A 15,458-nucleotide genomic window follows, 5' to 3' on the forward strand; every position below is an offset into this window, starting at 1 on the left:
CTCTCGCCCTCACCGAAGCATACCGAAAACAGTTTGACAGGTACTACAACAAATTCATCTTCACCGGGGCCAACGCCACCGGGCTCGGCGACGTCCGCCAGACCCCCTATGGCGCCATGACCGGCGTCAACGTCATCATGAACGCCTTCAGCACGGTGGTCACCCAAAACCCCCTCCGGGCATCATCGGACATCCCGCACCTCGATGTTCTCCTTCTTCTCAGCATGTGCCTGTTATGCAGCCTCCTTTACGGGCTCATCAATATCCGGATCAGCGCGGGGCTTTTCGTCCTCCTCTTCTTAGGGACCCTCATAACGGCCCTGGCCCTTTTCTGGTCCCAATCTCTCTTCCTCCATACAACGCCCCTCCTCTTTTCCAACGCGGTCATCTTTGTGAGCATCGTCGTGTATAAAGTCCTGACCGAGGAAAAAGACAAGAAATTCCTCAAGACCACCTTTTCGAGCTATCTGGCCCCCGAACTCATCGACGAGATGTACCGGAGCAAAACCATCCCCACCCTGGGCGGGGAGGCCCGGCCCGTCACCGCCTTCTTCACCGACATCCAGGGCTTTTCCACCTTTTCGGAAAAACTCACCGCCCACCAACTGGTAGAGCTCCTCAACGAGTACCTGTCGGCCATGACGGACATCCTCATCAGCCAGAAGGGGACCCTGGACAAGTACGAAGGGGATGCCATCATCGCCTTTTTCGGGGCCCCCATGGAGATCCCGGATCATCCCCTGAGGGCCTGCCGGGTGGCCGTGGCCATGCAGCAGACGCTCCTCCATCTGTGCGAAAAGTGGCGCAATGAAAAGCAAGGTCCCGGCGAGCCCGATCCCAACACCCAGGGCTTTCCTCCGGAGGAATGGACCCCCGGAGACAAATGGCCCGGGATCGTCCACCGGATGCGGATGCGGATCGGCATCAATACCGGGGAGATCGTGGTGGGCAACATGGGGAGCGCCATGCGCATGAACTATACCATGATGGGCGACCCGGTCAATCTGGCCGCCCGCCTGGAATCCGCCGGAAAACAGTACGGGGTATACACCCTGGTCAGCGAAAACACACTGGCCTTTGAATACATGGATGAAAATAGCGAGCACATCAGGGTCCGGGATATGGTGGAGACGCGCTTTATCGACACCATTGCCGTGGTGGGCAAGACCGAACCGATCCGGGTCTATGAGCTATGGGCCATGAAAGGGGAACTCGATCCTGCGGAGCAGGAACTGGCGCGCATCTTTGAGAAGGGGATACAGCACTACCTCAAGATGGAATGGGATCCGGCCATCGCAATATTTTCCGAGTCCCTCAAGCTCGAAAGATTCCCGGACGCCGACATTACCCCGTCGGGGGTCTATATCCAGCGGTGCAGGATGTTCAAGGAAAACCCGCCGACAGGTCCTGGACAGGCGTGGGACGGGGTGTTCCGTTTAAGCACCAAATAGGAGTTCCCCTTGATTTTTATTGACAATCCTTACATAAATGGGTAAGGTGCACCGCACCCGGCGCTCTTATCACGTGATGTTGATCATTAAATAGTACCCGAACTGAAACCCGGAGAATCAAGAAACAGTGAAATATGAGAAGAGGTTCTGTTAATGTAAATTTTGTTCCATGGGTTTTCAATTTTCAATTCTTGAATATTCAATTGTGCCTCAACGGGGTTTTCGTTCAGGCACGAAGTATCCATATCACCATAATACAAAACTTCTCCGGGATCCCGATGCCGGGTATTTCATCGGGAGTCCCGCTGTCTGCGCGACGCGTTCGATAGGGGGCCGCATGTCATCGATCAGGCCAAGCTTCACCTTCGCCACGGCGTTCCTTCTGTTTTCCGTTCTCTTTTCTCCACTCTCCCATGCCCGGAGTCCAGCTGTCCAGCCGGGGATCTCCCACGAAGACGCCAATACATCGGCAGAGAAGGGATTTCTGCTCGCCCAATCCTCGGAACCCCAAGCGGGGGCGCCCCGGAACAGCGCCCTCGATTATTTCGCCGACGGGATTGAGGGTCTGGAAATGCAGGATTTCGAGGCGGCCGAACAATCCTTTCAAAAGGCCCTTTCCCTCGAACCGGGGAACATGGAATTCCAATATTATCTTGGTGTTGCCTATGCCCGCGTTAAAAAGGAGGATGAGGCGCTTCGGATATTTGAGTCGCTGATTGAAAAGAATCCCGGAGATTACTTCAAGGCCTATTTTGATATCGCAGGCCTGTACAGCAGCCAGGGTCAATATCAGAAGGCGTTAGACACCCTCAACCTGGCAGAAGCGGCAGCGCCCGACAGCGCCCGCGTCTATATTGAAAAGGGCTATGTTTACAAGAATCTCAAGGAATATGAACAGGCCATCCGCTGCTTCAACAGGGCCAAAGCGCTTGACCCGAAAGAGACCCAACTGGCCTATTACATGATCGGCGCCATCGACCTGGAAAGGGAGGAGTTTAAAAACGCCGATCTCATGTTCAAGAAGGCCTTTGAGATCGCTCCCCAGACCCCTCTCGGGCAAAGCGCCGGCCAGACCATTCCCCATGTGGGCCGGGCCGCATGGGCCAGAAAACCATGGTATCTTACCACCACACTCAACTGGGGCTATGATGACAATGTCCCCCGCAATCCCCTGGAAGAGATTACGGGCGGACCTGTCAGCGGCGGTCTGGGCGAAGGGGACCAGTTTCAGACATTCGTTCTCATCGGCGGATACAAATTTCTCAACCGAAAAGACTTGGAAATCGGGGCGGGATACTCCCTCTTCAGCATAGGATACAGGGACTGGACCCAAAACAATGTCACTTCCCACAGCCCCCATGCCTATATTCAAGGAAATTTTCATCCGGTCTATTTCCGTTTTCAATATGATTTCAGTTATTTTTATGCCGGTGGCGAAAAGCAGAGCATCAATCCTCCCATCTATCTCACCTTTGCCAATAACTCATATGCGAGACTGCGGATGCACAGCTTTGTGCCCTCCATCACCATCCTGGAACCGTACGATCTCAGGACCGATATCAATTTCAGCTACCAGATCAAAGATTATCTGGATGGGATCACCGCGGACGCCTCCCGTTACGGGGCCGACATTACCCAATCCTACAAGATTCCGGGAACCGAATGTTTTCCCAGGGTGGGATATCGGCATGCCTATGAACAATCCGGCGACAAGAGTTCTGTTTACAGGTATCACGAATTCTTTGCAGGCATTTCGGCTCCCATATACTGGGGCATCACGGGCGACGTATCTTTTGCATACATGCGGACCGAATATCCTGAATTCAGCATTCCGATCTCCGAGAGACTTGACAAGACATACACGGTGAGCGTCACCTTGAACCGTTATATTATCGAACGGCTCCTCCTCACGTTCAACTATATCCATTTAAAAAACGACTCCGACTTTTATGAAAATAATAAAGACCTGTATACCTTTGAAAAAAACATGTATATTCTATCTCTGACATACAGCTTTTGAGAATTGAGGGATCGTCGCAATGCCTTTTGGCATCACACAGAGCCGCAGAGCCCACAAAGAAAAAGATCCAACCACACGTATTGAGCCATCTTTGTGTCTCCGTGTCTCTGTGTGAGAATACTTCGGTAAGGACGCCATGATGAAAATGAAAATGCGAACATTTTTTTCGAGCACCTCCTTGCAACGGGTTATGGCCATGGCCCTGTTGCTCTTAGTCCTCCCTCTGACAGCGCATGCCGCCGACGCAATCGGCAAGGTGACGCGGCTCAAGGGGACGGCAACCCTTATCAGGCAGGCCGTTTCCAGTCCTGTGAAGGTCACCGTGGGAATGCCCGTTCTTCTGGGGGACCATATCAAGACCGGCCCCGATTCCACGCTCCGCATCGAACTCAAGGACGGCAGCATCCTGACCATGGGGGAAAAGGCCGACCTCAACCTGGATCAGTTTGAATTCAATGCCAAGGAACAGAAGCGGACCGCATCCTTCAAGGTGGATATCGGAAAGGTCAGGGTATTTGCCAAGGACCTGATGAAGTTCAAGAAAAAGGACTTCGAGATACGCACCCCGACCGCGGTGGTGGGGGTTCGAGGGACCCTCTTTCTGGTCTGGGTCCAGTCCAGCACCATTACCCAGGTGATCTGTTTCGAAAATATGGTTCAGGTCTCAAACGTCCTCACGCCTCAACAATTTATCGACCTGACCCAGAATTTCTCCACCAACGTCCTGAAAGGTGATGATCCCTCCATGCCGGTCCTGCTAACCGAGGACCAGTTCAAGCAGCTTCAAATGGAATTCGACGACGCAACCACTACCGAAGACACCACTACCGAGGCAACGACAACGGAAGCCTCTACGACCCAGGGCACCACCACAATGTCAACCACCACCGCGCCCACCACGACCCAGCCTTCAACGACACAACGAAGTCTGGGGGCATCCACCACCACGAGTTCCACAACAACCACGACCACCACCACTACGACCACTACGACCACTACGACCACTACGACGACAACAACGACAACCACCACGACGACCACGACGACCACAACAACGACGAGCACATCCACGTCTACATCCACATCCACGTCTACAACGTCTACAACGTCCACCACATCAACGACTTCGACGACATCCACAACTTCAACCACGTCGACGTCAACGACATCTACATCCAGCACCTCCAGCACGTCCACGTCCAGCACCTCCAGCACGTCCACATCCTCAACGACCTGGCCGACAACAACGACCACAACGTCGACCACCACGACGCGGCCGACAACAACGACCACATGGTCGACAACCACATTGCCCGGACCTCCAACGCCGCCGGGAGGCTAAAATGAAGACCTTCGCTTTCCCTGACCTTAAAGGCGATGGGCGATAAATTCATTCCCGGGAAATCTAAACCGGGGCAAGTCAATGTGATAAACGAGAAGCATTCGAAGCCCTATTCCGAAGGGACCAGCCACCGCGGCATACCGGAAGTTTGATGGTCTCGTAAAAAGTCAGGAAATGTCATTTTTCGTCATTCCGGCGAAAGCCGGAATCCAGTATATTCAATCAGTTACAAAACCTCTGGACCCCGTTTTTCAACGGGGTGACGACTTTTTACGAATGCATCAAGTTTTATGACTCAACCGGGATCGTGAAGTCACGATGATACAACCAGCGATCCCGTTCTTTTGAAGACTGAATGGCCCTGCAATCGGGCATCATCAGAGAAATGGCATGAATTTTCAAGCGTCCCCGAAGCGAGGCGAGGGGAAAGGGGTGTTTTTTACAGGGAGGTTTTGTGATGGTGATCAAAAAATGGACAACAAAGAAAACATTTACTTTTCTCCTTTTCGGGTTCTGCCTGCTCCTCTTCTCCGGGCCCATACCCTGTCATGCTGCCACATATGAGCGTTATGTAGACATCAACAACGGTACCGATGACACAGGCCACGGCACATCTTCAGGAGCTGGCGCCTGGAAAACCCTTCATTACGCCATTCAGCAGATCAACGCCCTCTCACCCCTCACATCAACGGATACCTGCATCGTGTACGTGGCCCAAGGGACCTACAGCGTGGTCGCTGAGGCCGATGCCGAACTGATTCTTATGCAGAGCTACGTGACCATTCTTGGCAATGATGACCCCAAACCCGTCATCGACGCCACCGGCGCCGCCATTTGGGCGGATGGGCTGGAGATTCAGGGCTCGAACGCGGTGGTCACCAACCTTGTCATCAAGAATTTCGCAGCATTCAGCAGCGGCATTATGATTTCCGGATTAAACAATGCCGTGGTCAATTGCAACCTCCAGTATAACGAATATGGGGTCTATATTACCGGGGCGGGGAGCCAGAGCAATATCATCGAGGCGTGCGACATCCACCACAATGGCTATGGCGTGTTTCTTCAAGAAACCGGGACCGGGAATACCATTGACAATTGCCAGATCTATTCCAATCGGGACTACGGGGTAAAGATACAATCCTCTCCCGACTCTGCCGTATTGAACAGTGCGATCTATTGGACGACCACCACAGAAGGCGGCGACGGCATTTATGTGGAATACAGCGACGCCGTTATCTTCCAAAACAGGGTGTACGAGAACTTTTCCTTCGGGATACTGGTCCAGGGCTGCAGCCCGATCATCTGGCAAAACAGGGTCTACGACAACGGCGACGGCATCATGGTTGCGGGAGAGACCTACGAAGCCTCCCCTCAGATCTGGAACAATCTGATCTATGAAACCGATACCAGTCTGTATAACATGATTCAGGGCATTGGCGTGGAGAGCTGGGACGGGCTTGCAGGGGCCAGCCCCGTCATCTACCACAACACCCTGGATCACGGCCCATATTATGGTATCCATGTGGGAAACTCCACCACGGCCACTATCGATCCGGATATAAAATACAACATCATCACCAATTTCGGGGCAGGCGGCATTTGGTGCGATGGACCGGTGACGACCATTGATTACAACGACGTCTGGAACAACGGGGCCGGTGGTTCTGTCAACTATTACGGGTGCGCCGCCGGGGGGAACGACATCTCGTCCGACCCCCAGTACGCCGCCACCGGCCACGCCCTTCAGCCTGGCTCTCCGTGTATCGATAAGATCCCCCCTCTTCCAAATCCCCCGTACGATCCGGTGTCGATCGACATCAACGGCGACCCAAGACCCCAGGGGTCGGGTTTTGACATCGGCTGCTACGAATACTCCGGCACCTATACGGCAACCATCTCAGGCCGGGTCACCGATTCAACAGGCACGCCGTTGAGCGATATACGCGTGAATGCGGTTGACAACAAATGCAATGGAAATGTGTATGGATCTGTGTCAGACGAAAACGGGGACTACGCTATTCCTGTTCCCGAAGGAAAGCTTTATGTTGTGGCGCATGCATTCCCCTCCCATCAGAATTACACCCTGGAATGGTGGAACGAGGGCAATGGAACACCTGACTGCAGGCTGGCGACGTCTGTAACCGCCCTGGCCGACCAGACCACCGGGAACATCGATTTCGCCCTTGCAGCCGGGGGATCTGTATCCGGCACGGTGACCGATTCTCACGGCGATCCAATCCAGAATCTCCATATATATGCGGAGGCTCAAGGTTGTGGCGGCAACTGGTTGGGGGGCACCGAGACGGACGTAAACGGGAACTACCAGATTACCGGTCTGCCCGGTGGCAATACTTACGTAACGGCATGCGCCACCTGTTCAGGTCTGGCCTACATAACCGAATGGTACGACAATGTTACCGATTGCGACTACGCCACGGCGGTTCAGGTAACCGTGGACGATGATACCCCCAACATCGACTTTTCTTTGCATGCTGGCGGCGTCATTTCCGGCCGGGTCACCGATGGCGGCGGAAATCCGTTGAACAACATAACGGTAAATGCGATCGACAACAAATGCGTTGGAAACTGGTACCACTCGTCAACAAACGAAACCGGCGAATACATGGTGGTTGTTCCGACCGGCACCTATTATGTTCTCGCGATTGGCAGTCACGTGTATCAGAATTATGTCCTGGAATGGTGGAATGATGGGGATGGTACACCCGACTGCAACCAGGCAGCGCCAGTGGCCGCAGAGGTGGAGCAAACCACAGGCAACATTGATTTTGTCCTTGCAGCCGGAGGGTCCTTATCCGGCAAGGTGACCGACACCAACGGAGATCCAATCCCGAATCTTGAAGTGGTCGCACACTCTCAAAACTGCGGCGGCAACTGGTTAGGGAGTATGAATACAGACCCGAACGGTGAATACCGTATTGCCGGCCTTCCCCAGGGCAACACGTATGTCAATACAGATTCCCCGCGTTCGGGTCTGTATTACAGGGACGAATGGTACAACAACGTCCTCACCTGTGATCAGGCCACGGCCGTGCCCATAACAATAGGCCAGGACACGCCCGGGATCGATTTTTCACTTATAAACGTCGAGGGCACAACCATCACCGGCACCGTGTACCAAAGTAACGGAACGACGCCCCTTGGAGGTATACAGATCTGCGCCTGGCCCTTCCCGGGCGGTACCAACTGGTGCACCACGAGCCAGTCGGACGGGACGTACAGCTTAACCAACGTACAGCCGGGATACCTGAAAGTTGAGGCCTCGGGCGGGGGGTACCTGACTGAATACTACAACAACGCCTACGACCCCCACTGGGCTACGGCCGTATGGATCGGCCCAGGTCAGACCACCCCCAACATCAATTTTTCCATGGGGACCAGCGGCTCCATCTCAGGGAAGGTTTTTAAGGGCGATGGCGTCACCCCTCTGGCAAACGTATGCGTGGGCGCCTTCATGCACCAGTGCGCGAGCAATCGATATGCAGGGGCACAGACCGACGCCAACGGCAACTACACCATTTCTAATCTCCCGCCCCAGACCTACTATCTCGCGGCCAACGCGGCATGCACCACGCCTCAGCACTACCAGCTGGAATGGTGGAACGGCAACGACGGCGGCGGCACGCTTATCTGCGATCAGGCCGACAGCGTGACCGTCGTCTCAGGAGGCAACACATCACCCGTCAATTTCTCTCTGGATTCATCCAAGGATGCCTACCCGGGGCCGAAAATCACTTCCAGCGCGCTCTTTTCAGCCCATCTCGCAGATGGAACCATCCAGACCCATATTTGGGCACGCATCAGCGGTCCAAGCCCGCAGGATGTGGCCTCCTTTACGGCTACCGGTCCCTCGGGAACATTTAACTTAAATATGCTTCAACCCCCCTTCAGGCAACTGGGCACCACATATATTGCCAGTGTGCCATCGGTTTTACAAAACGGCGCCTATGCCTTCGTGATCACCGACAGCCTGGGCCGTACAGCCACGGTGACCAGGAATTTCACCTATGACGCCACTGTCCCACAAGTGGCTTCATCCACCATGAAGGTGGAAGGGAAGGACAATTACGCCTATGTGGGGACCACCACGCCCACCCTGACCTGGGATGAGGTTGCCGGCGCATTCACTTACCAGCTATTTATTTATGACTGCGACGGCCAGGCCATATGGTACTTCGAGACAACCGGCGGCACAACGGTCACGGTCCCCGAAGGGTATCTCCAACCCGACACCCCGTATTACTGGTGGGTCCGGGTCAATGACGTGACCGGGGAGAACCGGCATTTCAGCGACACCCTCTATTTCTACACCGGCACAAAAGCGTTCCCCCCCGATCTGACAGAAATATTTACACTTTCATTCGCCTGCCCTGATTATTCAGCCAACTGGTTTGCGGCCCGCAATATTAATCTGGCCCCGTGGGATATCAGTTCCTTCAATGTCACCGGGCCGAATGGGACCGTCTATCTCCACAACAACCGCAGTTTTAGATTTCACACGCCCGTCTTCGAAGGGTTTTTTAGCGGGGGCGGGCCTCTACCCACCCCTGACGGGACCTACACCTTTGAGTTAACGGATACGGATTCAAACACCTACACCCAGACCAAGGCATTCACATACAACCCCATTTCACCCATTTCCGAGGCATCGAGGTCCCCTGCCCCCAATGCCTACGTGTATACAGGGCGCACATTCAGTTGGGCGCCGGTCTCGGACAGCCGGACCCTTTATTACAAGCTTCGCATACGCGATTACAATTCGCGGATCGTCTGGTACGAATCGCCCTACAGTACGGAAACCTCCTGTACCATACCCGACAGCGTGCCAAGGGCGCCCTACGGGTCCTACAAATGGCAGGTCCTTGTGACTGACAGCCCCACAGATCCAAAAAACATGTCCATGTCAGCCCTGCGCACCATCACCAGCGCGCCCCTGTCCCAGTATGTTTACACCCTTCCGGGCGGGACAGGCGTGGCAACGGACTACCGGATGTTCACGGTGCCGCTCTATACCGGAACCGTCAAGGACTTCCTGCAACTCATGGAAAAGACCCTGGGGTTCTATAATCCCATGGGTAGCTGGCGCATCTTTCTCTATGTAAACAACGCGTATTATGAGATAAACAGCCCTTCGATCCAGTCCATGCCCTATGCCCCGGGCAATGCCGCCTGGATCATCAGCCGGGACGCCACAGAGGTCCTCTTTTCAGGCGGCACCGAACCAAAAGGGACATATCCGATGAATCTGAAGGGTAATTCATGGCACATGATCGGCCTCCCCTGGAGCGACACGGGAATAGAACTGTCCAAAATTGCGGTCAGCGACGGGACAAACACCTATTTCATTACCGACGAGGCCAATCCTCTGACCGGACATGTGGTGTGGGAGTATACCGGAACCGGCCCCTATTCCGGTTATGTGCAACGCGGAGTAGGGGACTCCCTTGCGCCGGGAACCGGGTACTTCTTCAAAGTCACGGCCCAAAACGATGTGAGACTCCTCATCCCACCCGACAACAGCGGGACCCAATTCTCTGTCCAGGCCGGCAGGGGACTCGAAGGAAAAAAGCTGAACCGCGTTTATGAAGAAGAGCCCCCGCCGCCGCCCGGGGCGCAGCCTGCATCCGACATCAAGGCCAACGGCCAGGACGGGTCCATCACGGTATCTTCGGGCAACCTGGTCTCCGTAGCCGTCACCCTCGACCCCGGGGCCTGGGCCGGTCGGGATGCGGACTGGTGGCTGGCGGCCTACACCCCCTTTTCCTGGTACACCTATATTCATACGATGGGCTGGCAGCCCGGTATCCACCGGTGCATCCAGACCCCTCTGATCCCGCTATCCACGCCCGTGGAGGTCTTGAACATGCCCCTCCCGAAAGGGCACTACATCTTCTATTTTGCCGTGGACGGCAATGCGGATGGGATCCCGGACGCCACCTGGATGGATTCGGTCGGGATAACGGTGGAATAGTGAATGATCCCCTGACACGCCGATTCCATTGTGGTTACAATGACCACAAGTTATGGGGGTAATGCGAGGGGGTGATGCACACCAGAACGGTCGGTATCAGATAGGCAAAAATTCATTTGAGCAAATTGATCACGCTGGCCCGTAAGGGAAGCGAGATCATGTTGACGGATCGCGGGAAGCCTGTTGCAAAGAGAGACCCTCCTTTCCGGTGTCTTAGCATATGAAGCGCTTGAAGAAGGCCCCTGGAGGAAATTGACGATTTGGCCTCAATGCATCATGGTCCGGTTTCTCTCGGAAAAATGGCCTCTGAGAGGGGCGGATTTATGGCATCTTTCCACGGCAAAAAATCTTCAAAAGGAACTGCCTGAATTGCTCTTGTTGACGTTTGATAATCGACTGCACAAAGCGGCACTAGGGGAAGGTTTGGTAGAAGCATAGCCCCGCCATTCAACCCATGACCTGAACCGCCTCCACTATCTGATCAGGCTTGCGAAAGACCCTGTCGACGATTCTAACCCAGACAAGCCGGCACAGAACCAAAGAACGCTCACACAGAGCCCCAAAGCCACAGAGTTTCTTGTTGTTGTAATAGCCTTCTAATTGATTGGAATAGTGCGGTATAGGGTTTCACCCCGGTCAAATAACCGAGACAGCCATTTGGAGGGTTTTTCTTTGTGGGCTTTGTGGCTCTGTGTGAGTACCGCCTGGGCGGGATGGGTTTCGGCTATGCCGCTTTTGGGCAGTTTATGGGATGGCCCTGTGTGAGAACAACGGGAGGCCAAAATGACCGATAATGATCAAAGAGATCCGGGAATCCTTGCAGCCGACCGACGAGAAAGCGATCGGGTCATGAGGGAGCGGCTCGGCCGATACAAGAAGGCCTTTCATGTGGGACGGGTCATCGCCTCGGAAATGGACAGGGACCGCCTCTTTGAGGTGGTCATTTATCAGACCAATGAGGTCATGGAGTCTGTACGGAGCACCGTATTCCTGCACGATGAAAAGGCGGACCAGCTGTGGTCGCTTGTGGGGGTCGGGCTGAAAAAGAGGGAGATCCGCATCCCTTCGGATTACGGGGTAGCCGGCTGGGTCTTCAGCCATCGGGCGCCGGTATCCGTTAATGACGCATACAACGATCCGCGCTTTTATTCCGAGGTGGACAAGAAATCCGGATTCAGGACCAGAAATATCATGTGCGTCCCCCTTGTCAACTGGGCCGGCCGCTGTATCGGCGCACTTCAATCTCTCAACAAGCGTTCCGGTGATTTCACCGACGACGACATGGAATTATTGACCTTTGTCTCCAATTACGTGACCGTCGCCCTGGAAAATATGATGGTTGTCGAGGAGCTGAAGGATCTGAATAAGGCGATTGAAAGGGCCATAAATCACCTGTCGCACGAACTGAAAACCCCGCTGGCGCTTATCGCAACCATCTTTGACCGCCTTTTCAAGGACCTTCATGAAAGAGATGACCCGAAACAGTCAAGAATGATCCATAGGGGAATACGCAATGTGAAGCGGTTGACGGAACTTCAGGCGAAGATTGACGACATACTCAATCTGAGAACCTTCAAGGAAAAGGACCAGATTCGTTACATGGTCGCGTCCGCGGCTGATTTTGTGGAAGAATGCGGTGACGAAATGGATGCGCGACACGCCGAAGCCCTGGCCCGGGTCCTGAAGCGCATCGAATCGGTTTACGGCATTGAGGATACGCATGCAGAAAGGACAGAACTCTGTGAGTTGTTGAACGTCATATCCAATGAAGCCATTTCAGCCATACAGGAAAGGGACCTGGAAATCATCACGGATCTTGAGAAGGGACACGTATTGAATGCTGACGAAAGGGTCCTGAGGAAGGTTTTTGAAGGCCTTTTAAAAAATGCCATAGAAAATACCCCGGATGAAGGGCGGATAGAGATGGGTCTCAATTGCACGGACCATGAGATCTGCGTCTATATTCGCGATTACGGCGTCGGCATCAGCCCCCAAAACCAGAAGCTGATCTTCCATGGGTTTTTCCATACCCAGGACACAATGAACTATTCGTCAAAAAGGCCCTACCAGTTCAATGCAGGGGGAAGCGGTTCGGATCTGCTGCGGACCAAGGTCTTCTCGGAACGCTTTGGATTTTCGGTGGAATTTGAAAGCACCCGCTGCCGATTCATCCCCAATGACACGGATGAATGCCCGGGAAGAATATCGACCTGCCCGTTTATAAAGACCACATCAGACTGCTTTTCTTCAGGGGGCACCACCTTTTCCGTAGGCTTTCCGGTAGCCATTTCACAGGTTCGGGATCAGGGGGCGAGATAAGAGAGCGGTGAATATTAGTATCTTTTCGCCTAGTTTTCTTTCACAAGGAACAAGAAAATCTGTTTGTATCTCAGTACATATTATTATATAGACTCACACGGAGACACGAAGAACAAAAGAAAAGGGCATGTTGCCGTTTCTTTACAAAAAAAAGATCCTTTGTGTGCTCTGTGTCTTTGTGTGATATTCTGGTTGCGGGTATCCGCTTTAGGGAGTAGTAAACAATATGTTCTTAGATTCGGCGCCCGCTGCTGAAAAGCGGCTGGGCCTGACCGACACCTTCTGCTTTTCGTGTCACAACGGTCTTTCGTGCTTCAACCAGTGCTGCCGGAACAAGCATCTTCCGTTAACGCCTTACGACATTCTGAGGATACGGAAGGCCCTCGGGCTTCACTCGGATTATTTCCTCGAACAATATGCGCTCTACCGCCTGGATCCCCTGTCCGGCTTCCCGATCCTGTCGGTGAAAATGGGGGACGGGACCGGGGAGTGCCCGTTTGTCGGTTCCGAAGGGTGCACCATCTATGATGACCGGCCCACGGCCTGCCGCCTCTATCCGTTGGGACGATCGTCGGGGATAGGGCAAAACGGGACCCCGCCCGAGGCATTTTTCTACCTCCTGGATACGCCGTACTGTCAGGGGATAAAGGAAGAAAAGATTCAGAGTTTGGCGGACTGGCAGGAAGAGCAGGGGCTTGGCCCTTATATTCAGATGAATGACAGGATGTTGGGCCTTCTGTTCCATCCCAGGAGGGACCGCGGCGTCCACCTGAACCAAGGGCAGCAGCAGAAGGTCCTGGTGGCCTGCTACAACATCGATCTTTTCAGGGAATTTGTCTTTAAGAGCGGCCTGGCGGAGGCCTACAAGATTGAACCCTCGGCCCGCAACAGGTTGATGAAGGATGATTCGGCGCTCTTAGACCTGGCGTTTGCATACCTCGACCAAACCCTCTTTCCTTAGGCGCTTTGAAGGACAAATAATCGGTTGAAATTTATATTCAATTAAATTATGAGGGGATAAACGGACAACAAGACGCAGTAAATTGTGCCTGACGAAAACCCCGTCAGGCACAATTGAATATTGAAGAATTGAAAATTGAAAATTGATGGAATAAATTCAAGCTTAACAAAACAGATTCTCACATTCGACTGTTTCTTGATTTCCCGTGGTTTCGTTCAGGCACTGCGTCTATTTGCGTTCACTAGCGTTCACTAGCGGTTCCAGTTCAACCAGCGGAGGTATCCCATGACAAGGTCACTGCTGACAGCCGCCGATCTCTCCTCAGAGGACCTGTTCGCCATTTTCGAGAGGGCCCGGGATCTTAAATCCCGCATCAGGTCGCGCAAACCGATCGACACTCTTAAAAACAGGGTTATCGGCATCCTTTTTGAGAAGCCCTCAACCCGGACCCGGACCAGCTTCGAGTCGGCCATCCTCCGGCTGGGCGGCGCCACCATCTATCTCGCCCCCGGCAACCTCCAGATCAAACGGGGGGAACCGATCGAGGATACGGCACGAATGCTGGGAAGCTATCTCGATGCTATTGTTGCACGGGTCTATGCCCATCAGACAGTGGTAGACCTGTCCCGTCATTCCAATATTCCGGTGATCAACGGCCTAAGCGACCTCGACCACCCCACCCAGGCGATCTGCGACCTCTTCACCATCCTCGAAATAAAAGGGCGGGTCGAGGGGCTCAAGCTTGCCTATATCGGCGATGGAAACAATGTCTGTCATTCATTGCTGCTGGTCTGCGCCCTGGCAGGCATGCACATGGATGTGGCCTCCCCCAAAGGTTATGCCCCGGACCAAGAAATTCTGCGCACGGCGACGGAAATTGCAGCCAAAACAGGAGCCAGACTGAATGTATTCGATCGCCCGGAAGAGGCGGCGGCCGGGGCCGACATCCTCTATACAGACGTCTGGGTCAGCATGGGGGAGGAAGAAGAAGAAAAGACAAAACTCAAGATCTTTCAGGGTTTCCAGATTAATGCCGAACTGCTGGAAATCGCGGCCGACGATGTCGTGGTGATGCACTGTCTCCCTGCCCACCGGGGCCTGGAAATCACCAACGACGTCATCGAAGGGCCCAGGTCCATCGTCTGGCAGCAGGCCGAAAACAAGATGCACGGGGCCGCGGCCATACTGGATTACCTCCTTTCCTGACACGGCCTGACAGCCGGAATAACCATATCTCACAGTAGAGTAGGGAGGGGGGTATCCCCTCCCCCTCCTCAAACCGGACGTGCGGATTTCCCGCATCCGGCTTTCCTGAAGACTCTCGCCGGAGACATGCACAGTTATGAACCGAGCGGTCTTACAAATAGATCAACCCC

7 protein-coding genes are annotated in these 15,458 nt (G+C 53.9%); all 7 read left to right on the forward strand.

The window, feature by feature from the left end:
* The first annotated feature begins 116 nt into the window (after positions 1–116).
* On the forward strand, positions 117–1,451 hold the full coding sequence (locus K9N21_19485; GenBank protein MCF8146095.1) for an adenylate/guanylate cyclase domain-containing protein: 1,335 nt from the start codon (positions 117–119) through the stop codon (positions 1,449–1,451).
* 337 nt (positions 1,452–1,788) lie between these two features.
* On the forward strand, positions 1,789–3,471 hold the full coding sequence (locus tag K9N21_19490) for a tetratricopeptide repeat protein (protein MCF8146096.1): 1,683 nt from the start codon (positions 1,789–1,791) through the stop codon (positions 3,469–3,471).
* Between the two features lie 145 nt (positions 3,472–3,616).
* Positions 3,617–4,813, forward strand: coding sequence for a FecR domain-containing protein (locus K9N21_19495; GenBank protein ID MCF8146097.1), 1,197 nt, complete (start codon positions 3,617–3,619; stop codon positions 4,811–4,813).
* Between the two features lie 457 nt (positions 4,814–5,270).
* Complete coding sequence (locus K9N21_19500; protein MCF8146098.1) at positions 5,271–10,802, forward strand: carboxypeptidase regulatory-like domain-containing protein; 5,532 nt, start codon at positions 5,271–5,273, stop codon at positions 10,800–10,802.
* 783 nt (positions 10,803–11,585) lie between these two features.
* Positions 11,586–13,121: a GAF domain-containing sensor histidine kinase gene (locus K9N21_19505; protein MCF8146099.1), complete on the forward strand. Its 1,536-nt coding sequence runs from the start codon at positions 11,586–11,588 to the stop codon at positions 13,119–13,121.
* A 226-nt stretch (positions 13,122–13,347) separates the two neighbouring features.
* Positions 13,348–14,082, forward strand: coding sequence for a YkgJ family cysteine cluster protein (locus K9N21_19510; GenBank protein MCF8146100.1), 735 nt, complete (start codon positions 13,348–13,350; stop codon positions 14,080–14,082).
* A 285-nt stretch (positions 14,083–14,367) separates the two neighbouring features.
* Positions 14,368–15,288 (forward strand): ornithine carbamoyltransferase, encoded by a 921-nt coding sequence (gene argF, locus K9N21_19515; GenBank protein ID MCF8146101.1) that lies wholly within the window; start codon positions 14,368–14,370, stop codon positions 15,286–15,288.
* Positions 15,289–15,458: the final 170 nt, after the last annotated feature.

This window comes from Deltaproteobacteria bacterium (genome assembly GCA_021737785.1).
Taxonomy (GTDB): domain Bacteria; phylum Desulfobacterota; class DSM-4660; order Desulfatiglandales; family Desulfatiglandaceae; genus AUK324.